Origin of the sequence: Peribacillus sp. NPDC097198, from assembly GCF_044762055.1 — a bacterium.
GTDB lineage: Bacteria > Bacillota > Bacilli > Bacillales > DSM-1321 > Peribacillus.
In genome coordinates this window covers 193,349-214,675 of sequence record NZ_JBIWDO010000002.1, presented here as the reverse complement: position 1 = coordinate 214,675, position 21,327 = coordinate 193,349, and the positions used below count along the sequence as shown (strand labels likewise).

General features: G+C 41.8%; 24 protein-coding genes and 1 riboswitch. Of the genes, 11 read left to right on the top strand and 13 right to left on the bottom strand.

The features are described from left to right. The first annotated feature begins 22 nt into the window (after window positions 1-22). Together ACIQXQ_RS04075 and ACIQXQ_RS04070 are read left to right on the top strand one after the other, a co-directional pair. Window positions 23-388, top strand: a complete 366-nt coding sequence (locus ACIQXQ_RS04075; RefSeq protein WP_402867656.1) for a hypothetical protein — start codon at window positions 23-25, stop codon at window positions 386-388. Window positions 389-668: 280 nt separating this feature from the next. Further along, complete coding sequence (locus ACIQXQ_RS04070; RefSeq protein ID WP_402955602.1) at window positions 669-2,786, top strand: peptidoglycan D,D-transpeptidase FtsI family protein; 2,118 nt, start codon at window positions 669-671, stop codon at window positions 2,784-2,786. Window positions 2,787-2,855: 69 nt separating this feature from the next. Here the strand turns inward: ACIQXQ_RS04070 and ACIQXQ_RS04065 are convergent, their stop codons facing one another. Beyond that, window positions 2,856-3,320 carry a CBS domain-containing protein gene (locus ACIQXQ_RS04065; RefSeq protein ID WP_402955599.1) on the bottom strand — a complete coding sequence of 155 codons (465 nt, stop codon included), beginning with the start codon at window positions 3,318-3,320 and terminating at the stop codon, window positions 2,856-2,858. A 250-nt stretch (window positions 3,321-3,570) separates the two neighbouring features. Between ACIQXQ_RS04065 and ACIQXQ_RS04060 the strand changes: the two genes are divergently transcribed. The 4 genes from ACIQXQ_RS04060 to ACIQXQ_RS04045 all read left to right on the top strand — a co-directional run bounded on the left by ACIQXQ_RS04060 (window position 3,571) and on the right by ACIQXQ_RS04045 (window position 6,893). Next, window positions 3,571-4,362: a TIGR00266 family protein gene (locus tag ACIQXQ_RS04060; protein ID WP_402955596.1), complete on the top strand. Its 792-nt coding sequence runs from the start codon at window positions 3,571-3,573 to the stop codon at window positions 4,360-4,362. A 3-nt stretch (window positions 4,363-4,365) separates the two neighbouring features. Continuing rightward, entirely contained in the window at window positions 4,366-4,662 is a 297-nt protein-coding gene (locus tag ACIQXQ_RS04055; protein ID WP_402867652.1) for a hypothetical protein, read from the top strand. Between the two features lie 242 nt (window positions 4,663-4,904). Then, entirely contained in the window at window positions 4,905-5,207 is a 303-nt protein-coding gene (locus ACIQXQ_RS04050) for a phasin family protein (protein ID WP_402955593.1), read from the top strand. 15 nt (window positions 5,208-5,222) lie between these two features. After that, complete coding sequence (locus tag ACIQXQ_RS04045) at window positions 5,223-6,893, top strand: ABC1 kinase family protein (RefSeq protein WP_402955590.1); 1,671 nt, start codon at window positions 5,223-5,225, stop codon at window positions 6,891-6,893. Between the two features lie 79 nt (window positions 6,894-6,972). On the opposite strand, the gene ACIQXQ_RS04040 is transcribed toward ACIQXQ_RS04045, so the two are convergent. From ACIQXQ_RS04040 to ACIQXQ_RS04010, 7 genes are all read right to left on the bottom strand, one after another. Next, on the bottom strand, window positions 6,973-7,902 hold the full coding sequence (locus ACIQXQ_RS04040; RefSeq protein WP_402955587.1) for a catalase family peroxidase: 930 nt from the start codon (window positions 7,900-7,902) through the stop codon (window positions 6,973-6,975). A gap of 185 nt (window positions 7,903-8,087) precedes the next feature. Further along, window positions 8,088-8,630, bottom strand: a complete 543-nt coding sequence (locus tag ACIQXQ_RS04035; protein ID WP_402955584.1) for a glutathione peroxidase — start codon at window positions 8,628-8,630, stop codon at window positions 8,088-8,090. A 101-nt stretch (window positions 8,631-8,731) separates the two neighbouring features. Further along, on the bottom strand, window positions 8,732-9,046 hold the full coding sequence (locus tag ACIQXQ_RS04030) for a YbjQ family protein (protein WP_402867647.1): 315 nt from the start codon (window positions 9,044-9,046) through the stop codon (window positions 8,732-8,734). Then, a complete protein-coding gene (locus ACIQXQ_RS04025; RefSeq protein ID WP_402955581.1) occupies window positions 9,027-9,245 on the bottom strand; it encodes a sigma-Y antisigma factor component in 219 nt (72 codons plus the stop codon). The genes ACIQXQ_RS04030 and ACIQXQ_RS04025 overlap by 20 nt, the downstream gene beginning before the upstream one ends. After that, window positions 9,238-9,585 (bottom strand): YxlC family protein, encoded by a 348-nt coding sequence (locus tag ACIQXQ_RS04020; protein ID WP_402955578.1) that lies wholly within the window; start codon window positions 9,583-9,585, stop codon window positions 9,238-9,240. Before ACIQXQ_RS04020 ends, ACIQXQ_RS04025 begins: the two co-directional genes overlap by 8 nt. Next, window positions 9,539-10,105, bottom strand: a complete 567-nt coding sequence (sigY, locus tag ACIQXQ_RS04015) for an RNA polymerase sigma factor SigY (RefSeq protein ID WP_402955575.1) — start codon at window positions 10,103-10,105, stop codon at window positions 9,539-9,541. Before sigY ends, ACIQXQ_RS04020 begins: the two co-directional genes overlap by 47 nt. Window positions 10,106-10,193: 88 nt before the next feature. Further along, window positions 10,194-10,622, bottom strand: coding sequence for an Lrp/AsnC family transcriptional regulator (locus ACIQXQ_RS04010; RefSeq protein ID WP_402955571.1), 429 nt, complete (start codon window positions 10,620-10,622; stop codon window positions 10,194-10,196). A gap of 118 nt (window positions 10,623-10,740) precedes the next feature. Here ACIQXQ_RS04010 and ACIQXQ_RS04005 point away from each other — a divergent pair, with 118 nt between their 5' ends. Beyond that, complete coding sequence (locus tag ACIQXQ_RS04005; protein WP_402955568.1) at window positions 10,741-11,139, top strand: carboxymuconolactone decarboxylase family protein; 399 nt, start codon at window positions 10,741-10,743, stop codon at window positions 11,137-11,139. 151 nt (window positions 11,140-11,290) lie between these two features. Here ACIQXQ_RS04005 and ACIQXQ_RS04000 read toward each other — a convergent pair whose 3' ends face one another. The 3 genes from ACIQXQ_RS04000 to iadA form a co-directional block, all read right to left on the bottom strand. Then, window positions 11,291-11,788 carry a kinase gene (locus tag ACIQXQ_RS04000; protein ID WP_402955565.1) on the bottom strand — a complete coding sequence of 166 codons (498 nt, stop codon included), beginning with the start codon at window positions 11,786-11,788 and terminating at the stop codon, window positions 11,291-11,293. 128 nt (window positions 11,789-11,916) lie between these two features. Further along, entirely contained in the window at window positions 11,917-13,248 is a 1,332-nt protein-coding gene (locus ACIQXQ_RS03995) for an MFS transporter (protein ID WP_402955562.1), read from the bottom strand. A gap of 18 nt (window positions 13,249-13,266) precedes the next feature. Beyond that, a complete protein-coding gene (gene iadA, locus ACIQXQ_RS03990; RefSeq protein WP_402955559.1) occupies window positions 13,267-14,442 on the bottom strand; it encodes a beta-aspartyl-peptidase in 1,176 nt (391 codons plus the stop codon). A 176-nt stretch (window positions 14,443-14,618) separates the two neighbouring features. Between iadA and ACIQXQ_RS03985 the strand changes: the two genes are divergently transcribed. Then, on the top strand, window positions 14,619-14,924 hold the full coding sequence (locus ACIQXQ_RS03985; protein WP_402955556.1) for a hypothetical protein: 306 nt from the start codon (window positions 14,619-14,621) through the stop codon (window positions 14,922-14,924). A 178-nt stretch (window positions 14,925-15,102) separates the two neighbouring features. On the opposite strand, the gene ACIQXQ_RS03980 is transcribed toward ACIQXQ_RS03985, so the two are convergent. Further along, entirely contained in the window at window positions 15,103-17,079 is a 1,977-nt protein-coding gene (locus ACIQXQ_RS03980; protein ID WP_402955553.1) for a transglycosylase domain-containing protein, read from the bottom strand. A 290-nt stretch (window positions 17,080-17,369) separates the two neighbouring features. Between ACIQXQ_RS03980 and ACIQXQ_RS03975 the strand changes: the two genes are divergently transcribed. After that, window positions 17,370-17,894: a universal stress protein gene (locus tag ACIQXQ_RS03975; RefSeq protein WP_402867637.1), complete on the top strand. Its 525-nt coding sequence runs from the start codon at window positions 17,370-17,372 to the stop codon at window positions 17,892-17,894. A gap of 52 nt (window positions 17,895-17,946) precedes the next feature. Here ACIQXQ_RS03975 and thiT read toward each other — a convergent pair whose 3' ends face one another. Continuing rightward, window positions 17,947-18,528 (bottom strand): energy-coupled thiamine transporter ThiT, encoded by a 582-nt coding sequence (thiT, locus tag ACIQXQ_RS03970; RefSeq protein ID WP_402955550.1) that lies wholly within the window; start codon window positions 18,526-18,528, stop codon window positions 17,947-17,949. A 98-nt stretch (window positions 18,529-18,626) separates the two neighbouring features. Then, window positions 18,627-18,729, bottom strand: a riboswitch (TPP riboswitch). 250 nt (window positions 18,730-18,979) lie between these two features. Between thiT and ACIQXQ_RS03965 the strand changes: the two genes are divergently transcribed. Together ACIQXQ_RS03965 and ACIQXQ_RS03960 are read left to right on the top strand one after the other, a co-directional pair. After that, window positions 18,980-19,867 carry a cation diffusion facilitator family transporter gene (locus ACIQXQ_RS03965; protein WP_402955547.1) on the top strand — a complete coding sequence of 296 codons (888 nt, stop codon included), beginning with the start codon at window positions 18,980-18,982 and terminating at the stop codon, window positions 19,865-19,867. A gap of 223 nt (window positions 19,868-20,090) precedes the next feature. Next, a complete protein-coding gene (locus ACIQXQ_RS03960; protein WP_402955544.1) occupies window positions 20,091-21,200 on the top strand; it encodes a histidine kinase N-terminal domain-containing protein in 1,110 nt (369 codons plus the stop codon). Window positions 21,201-21,327 lie beyond the last annotated feature (127 nt).

The window sequence follows — 21,327 nt, the reverse complement described above, 5'->3', positions numbered from 1 at the left end:
CAAAAAGAAGGGGAGAAACCAAATGAGAGGCATTGTACTGATGAATCCGAATCACGCCATAGGAGACTTACATCCGAGTGAGAGTTTTGCAATCCAAAAAATCATGACGGACAAGTATATAGAAGAAAAGAATATTTCCCCGGTCATACTGAACCCATATCAGCTCTATCCGTATTACACCATCCCTCATGTACTTCTCTTTAACCTGCAGAATAAACAAGTAAAGCAAATTGATTGCCTTGTCCTGCATTCAATCGAAACAATGGAACGTTTTATCACGATTTATCCTGAAAAGTGGCTTGAACTTTGCGGATATTTCAATGAAGTAATCAGCGTATCCGACCGTATGAGTTATTCGCTAACACCAAAGGGAAAAGAAGCCAATTAGGCATTGCTCGCATTCCGTATATTCCTTATAATTCCTTAAGAAGGGAAATTCGCAGTTAATTTGGCGGCGTTCCAGCCCCCATCTAAAAGGGTACATACTCCCCCTCATCCTCTGCTTCTTTCTTCTCGTCCTCCCGAATTCTCCTGGTTATCCTCTTATTCTTCCGACCTATTTTTTCTAATTAAATAATTTTATGGAATAACCATAGATATATAGGCTGTTTTTATATATCATTAGATTTAGGAATTTTTTACTTTTGATTAAGAAGGGAATGACCTAAATGAAGAAAGAAAAGAAAAAAAAGAATCCAATTCCTTTCCGACTGAACTTTATGTTCTTTTTCATATTCATATTATTTTCCGCCCTGGTTATAAGGCTGGGTATCGTTCAAATTGTTTATGGAGATAATTATTTACGCGAGGTGGATCGAACCGAAAATGATGTGGTCAACAGCCCCGTTCCCCGTGGTAAAATGTACGACCGGTACTTGAACCCAGTCGTCGATAATGATCCTCTTAATGCGATCACCTATACGAAATATCCAAATACAAAGACAGCAGAAATGCTAGAAACGGCCGAAATCCTCGCTACCTTGATAAAAAAGGATACGAAAAAAATTACGGAGCGGGATAGGAAGGATTTCTGGATCTTAAAAAATCCTAAAAAAGCGGAGGCTTTGATTACAAAAGCGGAACGGAAGAAAGTCGAAGAAAATAAGTGGAAAGAAAAAAAGTTATATGAACTTCAATTAGAGCGAATAACCGAAGAAAACATCAAAGAATTCACCAAGGATGAATTGGAAGTTCTCGCAATTTTTCGAGAGTTTAATAGTGGATACGCACTTACCCCATCCATCGTTAAGAATAAAGGCGTGACCAAAAAAGAATTCGCCAGGGTCAGTGAGCATTTATCCGACCTTCCTGGTGTCGATGTTACGACGGATTGGGATAGGACCTATAAATATGATGAAACGTTGCGGTCGGTACTCGGAAAAGTCTCCTCTTCCGAAGAAGGGCTTCCTAGCGAAAATCTAGACTATTATCTAGCCCGTGACTATACCCGGAATGATCGAGTCGGAAAAAGTTATATTGAGAAACAATATGAAGATGTCCTCCGTGGGAAAAAGGCGAAAGTGGAAAACATCTTAAGTAAAGGCGAAGTGGTTGACACGATTCCCGTGACTGACGGAGAAAGTGGAAAGGACCTGGTCCTGACCATCGATATGGAGCTGCAGCAAATAGTAGACGAAATCATTGAAACGGAGTTAAGAAGAACGAAAGCAAAGGGTAATACATATTTGTTAGATCGTGCCTTCGTCGTTTTAATGGATCCTAATACTGGCGAAGTCCTGGCAATGTCCGGGAAACAATACGGGCACAACGCTAAAACCGGTGCGACCGAGATTAACGATTTTGCCCTTGGAACGATTACCACATCTTATACGATGGGTTCCTCTGTAAAAGGGGCGACGGTTTACACAGGTTTTCAAACAGGGGTCATCTCTCCCGGGACAACCTTGTATGACCAGCCACTTTATCTGGCTGGGGCTAAACCCAAAAAGTCATATAGCAACTTGGGGTATCTATCAGATGTAACTGCATTAAAAAAATCATCGAACGTTTATATGTTCCTAACGGCAATCAAGATTGGCGGCGGTCATTATAGTCCACATCAAAAGTTGGGTCTTAAGAGTGGGTCGTTTACCACACTAAGAAACCATTATGCCCAATTTGGTTTAGGCGTTCGTACGGGCATCGACCTTCCCAATGAATCGGCAGGATTTAAAGGGGTCGATACTTCGACAGATGGATTGCTACTCGATTTATCCATTGGACAGTATGATACCTATACACCGATGCAATTGGCACAGTACGTATCGACGATTGCTAATGGTGGACAAAGACTTGAGCCTCATGTTGTTAAGGAAATCAGGAACCCTTCCGATAAGCATGGGGAATTGGGATCTGTATTTCAATCGGTGAGTCCGAAAGTTTTAAACGATCTGGGCGGGGAAGAAATTTGGATTCAACGTGTCCAAGAAGGCTTTAGACAGGTTGCACAGGAACCTGGTGGAACGGCATATAGTGCTTTTGCCAGCAAGTCATACCGCCCGGCTGCGAAAACAGGGACGGCCCAGGCCTTTTATGACGGGCCTCGAAGAAATGAATATAGCGAACCCGAACCAACTATCAATCTAACGCTTGTAGGTTACGCCCCACACAATAAACCAGAAGTGGCGTTTTCCGTCGTAGCACCATGGGTTTACCAAGGTTCCGCCGCAGATGATATCAACAAGCGGATTGGTGAAAGGGCGATGGATGCTTATTTCAAATTAAAGGAAAAAAGATTAAAAGGAGATACAGAGAAAGACAAGGCGGTTGATTCAAATCCCGAGTGATCCAAATCGGATGAATCGACAAAAATGGCCTGCTCATCCGAGCAGGCCATTTCATTTTCATACTTAATACTATAGCTTTTGGACGAACTCTTTATAAAGGGCCCGTAGCGCATCTCCCCTGCTAATTATCCCGACAACCTTATTATGTTCATCCACCACCGGGATTTTCTTGAAGTGGTGTTTTGATATGACCTTTATCAAATCAGACAATGGATCTTCCGGGGATAACTTCGTGATTTTCTTATTTTTAATAATTTGCGAGACTTTATCATTCATTTTAGAGGCGACCTTTTCATCCAGGTTTTCGCCAGGCAAAATCGTGATGTACGTGTAATATCCCTTGACGGATTCTTCCGCGGGTGCCAGGTAGCGTAAAATATCTCCATCCGATACCATCCCTAGAAGCTTATCCTGATCATCGACCACAGGAACCCCACCAACCTTATTTTCTATAAAGAGCCCCATGATTTCCTTTAATGTAAAATTCGGGCGAGCCACATATACCTCTTTGATCATATAATCCTTGACTAACATCCAACCACCCCTTTTTTAAGTTGATGTTCCATATCCAATATCTATATTTTCACTAACTTTCCATTTAATCATACCATTAAAAAACATTGGTACTTGTGCATTCTTTGTCAATTTTTCTACTTTCATCTGCCCCACCCTCTTATTGGACAATCAGCCCCCTCTTTTTCCGTAAAACAAATCATTGAATAATATTGGAAGATTGGATGAATTTCTTTTACAATGAAAATAAGATCAGAATGGAGGATAAACAATGAATAATCATGAAATAGATTACAAATTACACGGGGATGACATGCAGTTTGTCGAGGTCGAATTGGATCCCAAAGAAACGGTGATTGCCGAAGCAGGCAGTTTAATGATGATGGAAGATCAAATCAAAATGGAAACGATCTTTGGCGATGGGTCATCTAGCAGTGATGGAGGGATGATGGGAAAACTTTTTGGTGCCGGTAAAAGGCTGCTTACGGGCGAGAGCTTATTCATGACCACCTTTACCAATGAAAGTCATGAAAAAAGGCATGTTTCTTTCGCCTCCCCTTATCCAGGTAAGATCATCCCTATAGACTTGAGTGAGCTCGGCGGAAAAATCATTTGTCAAAAAGATGCTTTTTTAGCGGCAGCGAAAGGTGTATCGGTTGGAATCGAATTTCAGAGGAAAATTGGGACAGGCTTTTTCGGTGGTGAAGGGTTCATCATGCAAAAACTCGAAGGGGACGGAATGACTTTTGTCCATGCAGGGGGTACGATCCACCAAAAGGAATTGGCCCCAGGTGAGGTACTCCGTGTGGATACCGGCTGTCTAGTCGCCATGACCAGCGGGGTGGATTATAACATCGAATTCGTCAAAGGTGTAAAAACTGCGCTATTCGGCGGAGAAGGTCTTTTCTTTGCGACATTGAAGGGTCCTGGAACCGTCTGGATTCAATCCCTTCCGTTCAGCCGCCTGGCCAGCCGTGTGTTTGCTGCGATGCCACAAAATGGCGGGTCATCCGATGAAGGAAGCATAGCAAAAGGCTTGTTCGGCTTATTCAACGATAAATAATTGATGCAGTCTGTCGCCGGCAGGCTTTTCGGCCACAGATATCATCTAGCAGAAAAGGGTGGAATCGACATGCAGCTTGTTAAATGGTCCTACATGAGACGATACAATATCAAAGCGATTTTTGACCAATACCCCAACTCCCCCGTCATCTTCAGAAAAATAAGAGAGTACTATTTTGTTTACACCATTCAGTGGACACCTGCCGATGAGCCTGTTGGCAGAAACGAACTCGAACAAATGGAACGACTGCTTAACCGGGAGCTCGGAACCGAATGGCAATACCTCTACCGTAAAAAATGACATTCATTCTTCTTATCTTGTCAGTGGCTTTCATATTGAATGGTTCTCCGTATCAAGTCGATTTCTAACAAATCTTTAGTGCATGTTCACCTTTCACCTTGTAGACACATTCTTCCCATCATTTCGAATACTCTGACCCATAATATTTTAGTAGTGTTCATGATTCATGTATGATAGAAGAAAAGCATGGTTTACTCTTGGAGTTTAAGGTGTAAAAAACTTTATATTGGAGGAATGTAAACATGGACTTAATAAAAAACATATTTTCCTTAGGCATAGGTGCTGCTGCAGCAACGAAAGAGCAGATTGAGAAAACGGTGGATACCCTGGTAAAAAAAGGCGATATCAGTAAAGAAGAATCAAAGGACCTTATTAAACAGTGGGTAGAAAAAGGAGAACAGGCCCAAAAGCAAATCGATGATTCAGTCAAAGTGAAAGTCAACCAGGCTTTGAATGGCCTCAATTTGGCCACAAGAGAAGAAGTTCAGGCATTAGAGCGCCGGATAGCTGCTTTAGAACAAAAAAACCAATCCATACAACCTTGATCTGGAGGAAAATGAATGTTTGGCAAGCGATTGAAACATGCACATCGGTACCAGGAAATCACGAATGCCTTTTTAAAAAACGGCATGGGTTATTTCATCTATCGATTGGGATTATCTGATGGAAAATCCACATCGAAAGTCGCACCTGAAGAAAACCTGAACCTGCGGTCGATCGGGGAACGGCTACATAAGATATTACAAAGTTTAGGCCCGACTTTCATCAAGCTTGGTCAGATTGCCAGTACCAGACGTGACATTGTACCGGAAGAAATTGTCCGCGAGCTAGAGAAACTCCAGGATCAGGTCACACCTTTCCCTTTTGAAAAAGCACGCCAGATTGTTGAAGCTGAATTGGGGGATTCCTTGGAAAGCCTTTTTCTTGAATTTCAAGAAACCCCTCTTGCGACCGCTTCAATCGGTCAGGTCCACGTTGCTCGGCTTCACTCACAGGAAGTGGTCGCCATCAAAGTCCAACGACCCGACATTTTGCCAAACGTGGAAACGGATTTGGAAATCCTCGATGATTTGACCAGGCTTATGGAAGCCCGGATACCTTGGGCAAGGCGATATCAAATCAGAAAAATGATTGATGAGTTCGCTAAGTCCCTGCGAGCTGAACTCGATTATAATTCAGAAGGGCGGAACGGAGAAAGGATAGCCAAGCAATTCATCGACAATCAAGGTATCAAGATACCGAAGATCCACTGGGATTATTCAACCAAAAAGGTCCTGACGATGGACTTCATCAAAGGCATCAAGATCAATCATTACAAACAGCTTGATGAAGAAGGATATGATCGCAGGATAATCGCGGATAGATTAGCCAATTCCATTCTTCAGCAGATTTTGATTGATGGTTTTTATCACGGTGACCCTCATCCAGGGAATATCGTCATCTTACCTGGGAATGTAGTGTCTCTGATGGATTTCGGTATGGTCGGCCGTCTTGAGGAAGAGATGAAGTATCAGTTTGCTTCCCTTGTCATCAATCTAAAGCGAGGAAGCACCACTGGATTGATCAATACGCTTTCCAATATGGGACTTCTCACGGACGAAACGGATATGTCTTCGTTACGATATGATATTGATGAATTGCGGAATAAATATTATGACATCCCCTTGAGCCAGATAAGCTTGGGTGGTGCAGTCAATGATCTGTTTTCCGTGGCCAATGAACACAAGGTCATGATTCCACCCGAATTCACGATGCTTGGTAAGGCTTTGCTCACCATGGAAGCCATCGTCGAAGAATTGGACCCGAACTTCAGTATCATGAAAGCCGCAGAACCTTTTGGTGAAAGGCTATTGAAAGAGCGTTTCCATCCTAAGAACCTGGCAAAGAAAACATGGAATCAATTTATTGAATCCGCAGAAGCAATTTCCGAGCTTCCTAAGGATATAAGGGACGTTTCAGATATCATCAAAAAAGGAAAGTTACGGTTGGACATCAACATCCCCGAACTCCAGGTTTTCTTACATAAACTTGATCAAATCTCGAATCGGCTGTCCTTCAGTATAATCCTGTTGGCCTTTAGCATCATCATGGTCGGTCTAATCGTCGGCTCTGCCATTGCCGGCCAAGCAAACATCCTTTGGAATATACCGGCCATCGAAATCGGGTTTGTCGTCGCAACCCTCATGTTCTTATTGATGATCTATACCATCTTTAGATCGGGGAGAATGTAGTTTCATCATGAAAAAAGAGAAAATCCCTTCTTGGCATTTTCTCTTTTTTTCATGGACATTCACAAATTCGCCTGCCCAATCACTGGTTATGTGTGCGTCGGTCATAAGAAACAGCATAGGCGCTATGACGGAAATTCAAGATGGGATCTTCCGAACACTCAATCCCATCCGTCACATTCGTTGGATCGAACCGGATTGCCTCATTCTGCGAGTCCAATTTACCTGTGATGGATAACTTCCCAACCGTAATGATTTGACTATCTTCCGGCCACACGACGGTAGGATCATCAGTCGGAGCATTTTCCTTACCGATTTGAATGTTTAAATTAAAGCTGGCTGGTCCTCGTTTCAGCCTTTCCTCCATGTCTCCAGTCAAGAAATCTGGTGGAAGCTTGGCCAATTCATCCTTTTCCAGCATACTTAACCCGGCATCCGGCTCCCACTGATATTTGATGGCCTGGCGCTTCCCATTTTCATTCACGAAATAATAGGCGTGTATGGAAAAGTATCGTGCCATTGTATAACTGGCAGGGGAACGCATTTCTTTAATCATCTGTAGACCCGCTTTGCTTTCAGGGTATTTCATCGCAATCGTTGCGAGTTCTTTCAAATTCGGGAAACCATCTTTGGCCGATTTGACAAACTCAAGAATCTCAACAAACGCTTCTGGTTTTTTCGCGAAGAACAACGGAATCGTCACAGCAATAAGATCTGTTTCCTCCCCATCAGGCAAATGGAACTTGACCGCCATCCCTTTTACGGGAGAATGGGCATCCGTATGATTGGGGTTCGGGGAACTATTGGAGAATCGGATGGTGGCATTAACTGCCTGATTCTGAAGATGTGGCGCGTCAGTTAACAATGCGGCTTGACCATTTGGGGTAAACACGCCCTCATAGTAATTCCCCCTCGCATGAGCTCGACGATTACCCGGAAACGTACCCACGACTTTTTCAATGGCATCCACCGCCTGATTAGCTAATTCGGGTTTTGCCTTTTCATTTTCCACGTTCATCACCCTTCTTTCCGCTAAAGTTATCTTTTACCAGTACCCTCATTCTCGATTGTCTATTCCATATAAAACGCAGGATAACACATCGTCCTTCTCTTTATTTCCATATGCAGATATTTTTAACGTGAAAACGACAAAAACGCCTGAAAGAATCCAAGCGCTGCCGTTTTTCCATAAGGGTTTTATAAAAGGGCTTCAATATCCTGTTCCATATCAAATGGGGCTTCCACCGATTCAAAACGCTTCACGACATTTCCTTCGCGGTCGATAAGGAACTTCGTGAAGTTCCACTTAATTGAATCATCTATCAAAAACTCTGGATGCTCCGCTTGCAATTTTGCATGCAGCATTCTTCCGCCTGGCTTGTCGACAAGACCGGTAAATGGCGCATTCATTGTTAAATAGTGAAATAATGGATGTGCCTGACTTCCCCTGACATCCACTTTACTGAATAGTGGGAAATTCACGCCGTAATTCAACTGACAAAATGTTTCCACTTCTTGGTTTTGGCCTGGTTCCTGTTCTCCAAACTGGTTACAAGGAAAACCAAGAATGTTCAATCCTTTATCTTTATATCGGTCATAAAGCTTTTGTAAATCCTCGTATTGCGGGGTAAACCCACATTTACTTGCCGTATTGACGACGATAAGGACCTCACCTTTATACTTCTCTAAAGAAACTTCCTGTCCATTGATTCGCTCTGCAGAAAATTCATAAATCCCCACTCTTCATTCCCCCTTATTTTCTATCTAGAATTATACGATAGGAATAGAAGGAACAAAAGAAATAAGCTTAAATACCTATGACTAATTGCTTACAAAAACCTTCATTCAACATATACGGCAGTTCCATAGGCAATGATTTCACAAGCGTTCTGCATGATAGCGGATGTTTCAAGGCGCATCGCAACGATGGCATTCGCTCCTTTTTCCTTCGCCTCATCCACCATTCTGCCAATGGCCTTTTGCCTAGCTTCCTTCATCATTTCCGTATACTCAGAAATTTCCCCACCGACAATGGTCCGCAAACCCGCCATAATATCTTTCCCGATATGCTTTGATTGGACCGAGTTCCCTTTAACGAGTCCCTTCAGTTCCTTTATTTCTTTACCCGGCACTTCATTAGTAGTCACGATAATCATTGAGCTCATCCTCTTCCCGTTTTCTTATTTTTTTTACGATTAAATAAAAAATTAGCGGAACCGGTGCTTGAATCAAACCAAGAATGCCCCATAACCAATGATTGAAACCATTCTTCTTTGCATCGGTGAATAAATATATGCTTTGGGCCAACAAGATAAGCCCACACATAATCAATACATACATCTGCATTCTATCCATGACTGCTTTCCACCTTCCTTTTTACATAAAACGTATATATGCCGATGAAAATCACGCTCAACACTTGTAATGTGAGAAATACTTCAGGTTGATGAAATAAAGATAGAAACAAGAAGCAGAGAATGAGAGCAGCCGTCACTAGAAACATAAGCACTTCTTTCCGCCATTCCCTTCTGGCTTTTTGACGCTTTCGTTTAATGGTTTGCTCAAAAAAAGATACTTGTGGGACATCGATGGAAATCGTATCGTCAAATTCCTCCAAGCTTTTCTTGATTTGACTAACCGTCTCTTGATCACTCTTGTCTGAGTGGTTTTGATAAACCGGATGGTTCTTTTTCATCGTTACTGACCAACTCCTTTCTAATCTTCTTTAATCCAATATGGACACGTGACTTCACGGTACCTTCTGGTATCTTGATGATTTTCGCAATCTCTTCGTAAGAAAATCCGTAATAATGCTTCAAGATGATTGGAATTCGCAGATCATCCTCTACATTCCCCAATGCTTCCATTACATCATCCCATGCCTGATTGTTGGCCTGCGTCTCCCATTTGAGCTTTCTGACCGATTGTTCTTGCCTTAACCAGGACTCTTCCCGCTTCTCCTTCCGCTTCTGATCCAAGTAAACCCGAGTCGCAATGGAAATCAGCCATGTGGAAAACTTGGAAGTCCCTTTGTACCTTGAAAGATTCTCGATGGCCTTAGAAAAGGTTTCCTGAGCTACATCTTCTGAAGTTTGTAAATCATAAGTCAATTTAAGCAAGTATTTTAGCAGAAAAGGATACGTGTTTTGAAATAGTGAGGCTAACGCCTGATCATCCCCCTTTTTCGCCGCTTTAATCAGCTCCAGTTCTTCCATCTATCATCACCTGCTCCCTGATCCTTAGCTTGTTACTTATATGACGGTTAAGGAAATGAATTCGTTCACTGACTTGTAAAAAAATTTTTCATTCAGAAAGTCTCTCTACTTCAGAAAGAATTACATGCGTCACCGTCGATGCAAAAGGAATGGCGAGATTAATGAATTCTTCCACTCTTTGAAGGCTTTCACAGCGAATCTTGAGCATGAAACAAGCCTTTCCCGCGATTCGATAGCAAAATTCCACATTTTCTTGACCCAAGATAAACTTTCTGAATCGGTCATATTCCCCATTTTTCACCGTCGCTTCAATCATGCATTCTATCGGAAAGCCCATTTTTTTATAATCAATCTCGGCTCCATAACCCTTGATGATACCAAAAGACTCCATTTGCCGGACACGTTCTGTAACGGCGGGTGCTGACATCTCCACTTTCTTTGCCAATTCTCTCATGGAAACCCTGCTATCATTCTTCAGTACGGCTAAAATGCTGCGGTCTTTATCGTCTAATTTCATATGAATACTATTCTCCTTATTTTCCATTCATCTAGTATTTTTTTGTTCCTATCACTTTTCATATGCGATTAATTTTTCATTTCTTCTAGATTATGATTATCTCAAAGGGGAGATATCGATGCCAAGAATTAAAAGTTCACAATTTGGAACAAGTCCATTTCAGCAATTGTTTCATAACGAAGGAATTGCGCATAATTGGAATGACCTCTCAGAAACCATTTCTGCTGATGGAGTGCTTACAAAGCAATTGAAGGAAAATGTCAGAAGAATTCTAGCCTATGGAAATGGCTGTGCATACTGTCAGGCCAAAGGCATTCCAATGGAACCGGCCGATATAAAAGAAAGCTACGCAATCGCCTTTGCAGAGGTATTTTTAGTGCAACGCGAGAAAACAGAAGAACGTTTTTTTGTAGTATTAAAGGAAGTATTCAGCGACGAAGAAATATCAGAATTAATAGCCTTCATTTGTTTTTCCACTGCACAACAATACTTCGGGGCCATGATGGGACTAAAATAACGTTTGCATTCAGTTACAATTTCTAGGACTTGCAGTGGATTCGTACATGTGATGAATATAGTGTAAGAAGGTAAACACCGCTTCTCTATACAAATATTAAAGCAGAGTGAATTCACTCTGCTTTTATACTCATTCTCGTTATATCAATCAATCAATCTTCTAAATGATCAAAAACCTGATTCAATACATCATCCTGTGACGTTTCGTTAGTCCATATCATTTCATTTTTGATACCTAGATAATCATTCGGCTTCCACCAAGCACGTAAAGACTCTTCTCCAAACTCCATCTTTTTTGAACGAGAGTTGTGACGTTTGACGGTTTCTTCAAAGGATAAATCAAAATAACAAATTAAAACCTTTTCGTTATAGAACCGTATTAAGTGATGTAGCATATCACCATAAAGATCTTTATGTAAGATTCCTTCCAAAATGACATATTCACATTTTCCTTTTCCGTATTCCGTAATTTGTCGGATCAAATCAATTGAAAGGTTGCCTTCTCTATCACGAACATTCAACATGTCCCGGCGAACTGTATCCTGAGAAACCAATAGGGTACCTATTCCTAACTGATTTTGAAGGCTCTTTGCTATCGTTGTTTTTCCACTGCCAGAGTTCCCTCGTATGATGATTAGCTTCGATTTCATGGTCTCCCCCCATAACCTAGCACCTCTATATCTAGCATGACATTTTCTCAGATTGAGGCTGAACCTGTTTAGAAATGGAAAAGGTAAATGGAACAAGAAGTTCCTTGTTCCATTCCTTACTTGCTTAATTACTTCGCTTGATCCTTCATCATCACAGTAGCTTCTGGCGCCTTTTCATGGATGAACTTCGGTATAATGGCCATATATAGGAAGCCTACGAAAATCAGACACCCTCCCACTACCCAATATAACGTTTCTACTGCTATGTAGGTGGGGAATCCAACGGCTATCAAGAATAACGTGATTGATTGCGATAACATCACCAAGGGGTTGATCCATCCTTGGACCCTCCCCATCATTTCGGGAGCAACGAGGCTTGGCAGCCACCCGCCAAGGGACACATTAAGTATGGGAAGCGATAGAGCCACGATAGCTAACCCAATCATATATTGCAGGGTTGTTTCAACAAGGCCACTGGCCACCGTGCCCACTCCCGATATCAGCAAGCCTACGACCATCATATGATGAAGCTTCATTTTTTTAGCCAGTACCGAAGCTAAAATGCTTCCCAGCAATACTCCTGTCCCAAAAATGACACCAAAGATGACGGCATACTTTTCATAATCAACAGGTTCAAGTTTGTACTTCAAGATAAAAACCTGCATCACGGAAAATCCACCATTCACAATCCCAAATACTAGAAAACCGCTGATTAACGTGAACAATAGCTTATACTGCCATATATATTGCCAGCCAATTTTAAAATCTGCCCAAACGCCTGTTACACTCAGTTCCTTCAAATTGTAAACTCCATTCGGCTGTCTGACTTCTTTTGAAATCCGACAGGAACGGATCAAGAAACCACTGATTATAAATCCGATCACATCGAAGATAATGGCTCCCTCAATGCCGACTGACCAATAGATAAAAATGCCGATTCCGTTTCCGAAAAGCATGAACAGACTCGATACCATCTGATTTAAACCAGCCGCCATCGTATAATCCTCTTTAGGCAAAATGCCTTGAATCAACGCTGACTCCGCTGGCACAAAGAAATTCCTGATGGCACTTCTCAGAAAAATGACGGCAAACGATACCATAAGAAGATCCAGCTCTAACGAAAGCAAAAATAAAACAGACAACCCTGCGCAAATCCAATCACAATACAAGGCAATCTTTTGCCTGTCCAATCTATCAGCAAAAACCCCCACCAGTAAGAAAACAGCAAGGGTCGGCAAAGAATACATTAATTCCGTAACCGTCGCGTAAATCGGCTGATTGGTGAAACGGTCCAGTAAATAAAACATAAATGCAGTCATGCCGATGGTCCCGCCCATTTGTGATGTTACGTTCGCTAAAAATAACTTCGTGTAATTTTGATTATTAAAAAGTTTTATGATCTCTTTCCTTCCCCCTTCATCCGACTTTCCGGTTAATTTTACCCAAAAATTCCAATTCAAGAAAGAGAAATCAGCGAATTATTTTTCAAATGTGCCTTTCACCATCGCTTTGCCCCCACTGACCATAATTTGTCCCATTGCGATGACGGTATCTATTTCAAAGGTCTCCTTTTTCAAAATCAGTATATCTGCGTCCCTTTCCGTTTCCACCCGTCCTTTATTACTTAGCTTCAAAATATTCGCGGGATTTTCTGTGACCACACGAATGGAATCCTCTATCGAAACTCCATCATCAATAATCGCATCGACAACCGATTCATACAGCGACATGCAGGTCCCCATACTCAGTCCGGATATATTTCCGTTGCCATCAAATTCCGGAAGGCTAGCCTGTCCATCTGATGTAAGCGTGATGTTGCGGATATCAACACCTTCGTCGAGGGCCCTCCTTATTGCCGTGCTTGCTTTTACTTCCCCTTCATCCAGGAATTTTTGAATGGTACTTGTCGTGAAATCGATGTACCCGCCTTTTTTGGCAAACTGTATCCCGGCCTCAAACAAATGCGGGTTCCGGTTCATATGTGTAGGGTAGAACTGGGTAATCGGTATTTCCGTCGTCCCGACGACTTCCTCGATTACCTGTACATGATCCAGGCTATCCCCGACATGTATATTAACGATACCGGCTTTCCCGGACAAAAGTCCTCCATTCCTGGCCTGCGACGCAAGTTTCGCAAGCTCTGCCACGGTTGGCTGTGAAGAACGGTGATCGGCAATGGCAATTTCACCAACTCCAATGATTTTATCCACTAAGATTAGATCATCTTCAATCTTGTCCATTAGGGTCTTAACCGGCACTTGGTACGAACCTGTTTGAACGAAGCAACTAATTCCTTCTTCTTCTAGGGCCCTCGCTTTAGCAAGCAAGTCCGGCATCGTCCTTGTCGTTCCATCCGTTCCAATGACCCCGACTAATGTCGTGATACCGGCTAGCGTCGCGTCGGTCAACTGAATTTCGGGCGTTCTTGTTTTGAATCCCCCTTCACCGCCACCCCCGATGATATGAACATGGGCATCGATAAAACCTGGTACAATGATTCGACCGTTCGCGTCAATCACTTGCATTTCAACGAAATTGGCAGGGACGTCGATATTATCCTCGATGAAGCCAATCTGTTTTCCAACCAACAAAATGTCTTTCTTACCTATGTATTCCGGCGTATAAACCTCACCATTCTTTATCAGTGTCAGCATAGGGCCAAACTCCCTCCAAGTTTAAAAATTCTAATAGGTTTCAAAACAATATACGCGGGTAAATATACACCATAACCCAATTACATGAATTCAAAAGAACTTAACTTAGTTTTTCTATCTTATAAGTATTACGGCACAAACATTTAATTATATAAAAATTAAAGGAGTAAACAACCATGAACAAAGTAATTTCTGCTGATATTAAAACAAATACACGATTATCCATGCGTCAAATCATGAACTTATATCAAGTGACAAAAGAATTCAAAGGAAACATCTACTTTATCTGCAATCATAAAATGGTCGATGCCACAAAACTTTCTACATTTGTATCATTCGTTCTCATCCTACAAGAGTGTGTGGATATGAAAGTGATCCTAGAAGGACAAAATGTACATGCAATGCTGGAAAAGGTTCAGGCCATTTGTAAAGAAAATGATGAAAAATTAGGATTTCACTCCAACCAAACAGTTGGGATTTAATATACGATAAAAAAATTACATATAAATGAGGTGTATAGATATGAGAACCATTTTAATGATTATCGGGGCTATCGTCGTAATCGGTTTAGTTGTAAATTTCATCTTTTAATGAGGGAAAAAAGCTGTCAATCATGACAGCTTTTTTTCGTTTATTGGGAATATGGATATATCCCAATCATCACCAAGGAAAATCCCATGTTTTCCACTTACCAAGCCCCTCCTTGATTTCATTTCCCTTATCAATCCAATATTGCTTCCTTTCCGCTTCTTCTTCCTTTTTCTGCTGTTCTGCTATCAATGGTCCGATGTCTTCTGCATGAAATGATTCAGCCGTTTCGTTCTGTAAGGCCTGAGCCATGATTTTTTGAAAGATGAGTGTACTTCCTTGGCTGCTGTTAGTGGTTAAATAATGTTCTTTATCCGTTTTATCGTAGCCAGCCCATACAGCTCCTACTAAAGAAGGGGTGTATCCCACGAACCATTGATCCTTCACACCTGATATGCCTTCGATCGGGACCTGTGTGGATCCTGTCTTTCCTGCGATTTCATAGCCAGAGACCGCGGCATTTTTAGCCGTTCCATAGTTAACTGTCCCAAGAAGCATCGCATTCATCTTATCGACGACATCCTTCGAAGCCACCTTTGTCTTCTTTTCCTTCCAGGCTGCTATTTCTTTCCCATCCGTGTCTTCTATTTTTATAATGGCATGCGCTTCGTTTCGCTTTCCTTCATTTGCAAACGCCGCATAAGCTCCTGCCATTTGGAGTGGGGACACCCCTTTATCCATCCCGCCTAAGGCTATCGATAGATTTCGGTCATTTTTTTTGTCATAAGGAATCCCAAACCGTTTGAGCGCATCCAGCCCCTTGTCGATTCCAATTTCATTCAGGAGCCAAACGGTTGGCACATTCAAGGAATTCATCACGGCTTCATACATTGGGACCTCCCCTTTATAAGTGCCGCTCAAATTCGATGGTTCATAATTCCCGAACTTCATCTTCTCATCTTTTAAAGAGTCGGTCAGTTCATATCCTTCTTCAATTGCCGGTGTATAGACAGCGAGCGGTTTAATCGACGAACCAGGAGATCTTTTCAGTTGCGTCGCCCGATTATATCCCATGAATTGATGCTCGCCCCTCCCCCCAACAAGGGCCTTAATGCCGCCTGTTTTAGGATGAAGAAGGACAGTTCCACTTTGCACCAATATGTCATTGCTTGTCCCAGAAGGGAAATTGGCATCCTGGCTATAGACTGATTCGGCTGCCTGCTGCATCGATTGATCTAACGTGGTATATATTTTATAGCCCCTAGTGAGTAATTGCTGGAGCTCCAATCCATACATGGTGGAGGCTTCAGATAGGACATGGTCTATATAATAAGGATACTTCCCTTTTAAAGGATCTGTATCTTCACCTAACTGCAGCGATACTTCATCCTTTTTGGCAGAAGCCGCTTCCTCTTCGGTCAAATATCCGTGTTCGGTCATTCTAGACAGTACCAAATCCCGTCGTTTAACCGCCCCTTCTGGATTTTTGTACGGATCGAGCTTGGAAGGCAAGTTAATGACCCCAGCAAGCAAAGCCCCTTCGGCGACGGTTAACTCAGAAACATCTTTTGAAAAATATATGTTCGCTGCCTTTTTGAGTCCCCATGCTCCATGTCCAAAATAAACTTGATTCACATACATTTCCAAAATTTCATCCTTTGTATACGTACGTTCCAATTCTTGAGCGATGAAAAACTCTTCTATCTTTCTTTTCAAGGTCCGATCTGATTCAAGCATGGTGATTTTTACAAGTTGTTGGGTAAGTGTGCTCCCGCCTTCAACAACGCTTTTCGCCTTGACATTTTTCACCATCGCACGCATGATCGCTTGATAATCTATGCCATGATGTTCATAAAAACGGTGATCCTCAATGGATACGACCGCTTGAATGAGATGTTCCGGGATCTCCTCTATCGCGACGCCTTCCGATTTATTAGCCGTGACGGTACTGGCTAAGTTCCCATCCTCGTCATAAATCTTGGTCGGTTGCTGAAGTTGATCCTGGAGATTGCTTATATCCACAGTTTGTTTAAAATATATGAACAAACCGGCTCCCACTACGACAATGATTGATATAATTATAAGACCTATTTTCAATAACGCTCTCATTTGTACCCCCATTTTCCCAGATGCGACATGCTCCATTAAAAATATTTTGCCCTTTTTATGAAAGAAAACTCTTGCAATGGCTAAAAGGGAAAACAAATTCCACAACATTTTTCCCCTTATCCTTTTCCATACAAAGTGCCTACAATATTTCTCCCTTTCATGCCTAGTCTTTTCTTTTTCCATACCCTTTACCCACATTTATAAATCAATATACACCTGAAAAAGGCATGAAACCAATAAAAACGGGTATATAACCTATAATGACAAATTATGGGGAGAGATGATCTTAGATGAAACAATTAAAACGTATCGTCGCCGCTTATGATGGAAATGAAGAGAGCAACCGCGCAGTGGAATATGGAGCTTCATTAAAAAAGGCCTTTCCGGAAGCTGAATTGACCATTGTTCAAGTTCTGAATCCAAAAGGTGAAAGCCGCATCATCGAGAGTGCATCCGCTCCTGGGTTCGTACCGGCAGCAGGATTTTATGTCGACCCTTCACAAACGCATCCCGTAACAGAAGTAGAACAACAAAGTCAAATGCACATGAACGATACTCCCACCGTTCATGAAAACAATGTGAGGATGGCTGAAAGCAATATGATGAGATTGCTCAGTGAATGCCAGGTTAATGGAAATATCGAGATTTTAGAGGGAAATGCCACCGATAGCATATGTGACTATGCAAAGCGGGCGAATGCCGATTTAATCATCGTCGGCAACAGTGCAAAAAGCGGCCTGGAAAAGTTCTTCCTCGGAAGCACCAGCAGTTCCATAGCCAAGCAGGCACCTTGCTCGGTATTTATTGCAAAATAATGGAGAAAAGGGCCGGCTCATAATTGAGCCGGCCCTTTTTATAGGTCTGTCCTTAGATGACTTTCTTCAACAAGACATTCGAAGCAGCCGAATAAAGCACCATTACCACGATTGCTGATAAAATAAAACTAAACAGCATATATGTCCCATTGTAAATCAAGGAATAGAGGACGACTGGTTGCCCGTTTGGCGCATATTCCCCAAAGAAAACGATACCTGCTGTAAAATGGCAAAGAAACCTCAGGAAGCTCCCCACAAACATGCCACAAACCGCATATATATCCCCTCTTAACCGTTTTCCCCCTTTACGGTTATTCACAAATTTATTCATGAACAACCCGGATAATCCCACGGCGGTAAAAGCAAGAAAATATTCGATAAATCCTTGAAGCGGCGTTGCCAGAAATGCCAAACCAGTGGCAATCTGCAAAAGCCCCAATAGTAAACCGGTGGCCATTCCGCCCTTGATTCCCCAACGATAGGCCATTAAGAATATCGGCACCATGGCAATGGAAATCGATCCCCCCTGTGGCCATATCCTTGCAAAAACAAAACCGGAGACTATATCCAGCAGTAATGCCAATGCAGAAAAAATCGCGACCTCTGTCATGAATAATGTTTTATGTTTCATCATCTCTCACCCTTCTCCACGTGCAAAAGTGCCCATGAGTCCCGTGTCGCTTTTTTGGCATGCAAAAAAGCAACACCAGGGCGGTAATGGATGCCCAGTATTGCTATCCAAAACCACATCCCTACGCTAGTACTAACTAACAGGTTCATAGGGTCTGAACTCAACCGTTCACTCTCAGCCATCTTGGCTCCCCTTGTGGAAGTATTTAATTTTTGTTCCTCGGTTAGAATATACTACTAGTTTCTCTAATTGACAAGTAAATAACACGATTATATCCACGAGTATTTTTCCCTATTACTGGTTATATTTTTTCATCCAGCCAACTTCTTTACACGTCCTCAATACACATGCCATATGCCAAGTTAGATGGATAAAGACGACAATTTTTCTATAGACTCACTAGGGTTCAATTTGATATCTTTATAAAGGTTATTTTGCACGAGGGGGAAAAGACATGGATAAACATTCAATTTCTGCAGAAAAGGGCGCCTATATCAGTATAGCCGCATACATATTCTTGTCGGCCCTCAAATTAACGTTTGGTTACTTTGGAGACTCGAAAGGACTTTGGGCAGATGGTTTAAACAACACGACCGATATCATTGCCTCTGTCGCTGTATTAATAGGTTTAAAAATATCAAAGCGACCACCGGATAAAAATCATTCATACGGTCATCTGAGAGCTGAAACCGTAGCGTCTTTGGTTGCCGCCTTCATTATGATCACCGTCGGATTACAGGTCATATACAGCGCCATCGAATCATTCTTTTCGCAGGACGCGACAGTTGTACCGAATATGTTCACAGCTTATGTCGCTTTATTCTCCGCCATCTTCATGTACGGGGTTTATCGTTATAACTTGGCTTTAAGCAAAAAAATAAACAGCGCCTCCATCCATGCTGTCGCACAGGACAACCGTTCTGATGCTCTGGTCAGTATCGGTGCTTTCGTAGGTATTATCGGTACCACAATCGGCATAGACTGGTTGGATGCGGTTGCCGCTTTAGTGGTAGGCCTGATGATCTGCAAAACGGCTTGGGATATTTTCCACGACGCTTCACTTTCCTTGACCGACGGTTTCGATGAACAGCATCTCCAACAAATAGGTCAAACCATCCTGTTGACGGATGGGGTGAAAGACATGAGTGAAATTAAAGCACGGATGCATGGGAATGAAATTCTGGTTGAAACTACCGTGCATGTCAATCCGCTCTTGACCGTCATCCAAAGTCATGACATTACAGTGAAAGTTGAAGAAAACTTATTAAAGGAACATGACATCAAACATGTCATTGTCCATATCGAACCCTATACATTTCAAAAAAAAGGTACCCGTCAATAATGAACGGTGCCTTTTTTATATGTGTAAACCCCCTATTAATACAATGTTTACCTAATATAAACAAAGCCTTTCCCCTTTTACCGATCATTTACCGCATGAATGAGTATTTAAAGAACGCTTTTAATCTGTTATTATTAAAACCATATATTGCATTTTGGAATTATATTCTAATTCATTCATAATTAAGTAAGATAAATTCATTTTCCTACACATGGAGGGCAAAATGGTATTGAATCGAGAAATGACTCTTCACTTCCTATCTTCTCATAAAACTACTATCCTTACCGAATGGAAAGAGCGATTAAAGCATTTATCAGATGGCTATATAGAATATTTTGAAGAAGAAATAGAAAAAATTCTAAATTCACTGATGAAACAACTGAAAAATACAGATACTAACATAGATGATATGCTGAAGGATTTAGGGGAAAAGATTTCAGCCGGCCGGGTTAAACAGCATTTGAATATGGATATGTTCTTTTCCATAACCTCTACCGGAAGATCGATCATCATTGATCAATTTCTCGCTTACGAAGCCATCAAAGGAGAACTATCTGCGGTTATCCACCAAATAAATGCGTACTTCGATAAACTCATTTATTTCGCTTTATCCAGTTATACCGATTTAAAGACGAAGCAGGTTGCGGAGCAATATCAGCTGATCAATCCAAATCATAAAGACCGTTTGACCCTTTTAGGCCAGATGACATCAAGTTTTGTCCATGAGTTCCGGAATCCCCTTACTTCCATCATGGGTTTCATTCAATTATTACAAGCCGAACAGCCAGAGATTAAGTATCTGGACATCATTTCAAAGGAATTGGATCAGCTTAATTATCGGATTACACAATTTCTTAACCTTTCCAAGAGGGAAACGGATACTACACAAAATGAAATATTTCCAATCGCCCCCCTGGTAGATGAAGTGATTGAATTCCTATACCCTAGCATCTTGGAAGTAAATGCTACCGTCTCCTGTAATATCGAGGGCGATGCCCAGTTGGCCGGCTCCAAGGAGGAATTCAGGCAAGTATTACTCAATATCATATTGAATGCCCTGGATGTGGTTACGGAAACGCCAAATCCATCCATAGACATTTCCGGTTCGGTCGCATCAGGTTTCTTAACCTTGAATATTTCTAATAACGGTCCAAAGATACCTTCCGAGGTGCTTCCTAGCATCTTTGAACCCTTCATCACAACGAAAAAAAGGGGCACAGGGTTGGGACTATTCGTTTGCAAGGAAATCATCCTGAAGCATCAAGGCACCTTGACTTGTCATTCAACAGACTTCTTAACTACATTCTCCATACGCGTAAAAACAAAATCATAAGTAAAAGTCACCAAATCAAGGGGAAGTAGTGTGTAATTTTTGACTGATTCCCTGATAGTTCCTTATACTATAATTAGGTGACTTGTATAATCGTGATGAATAAATCTACAGATTCGTAAAGAAAAGC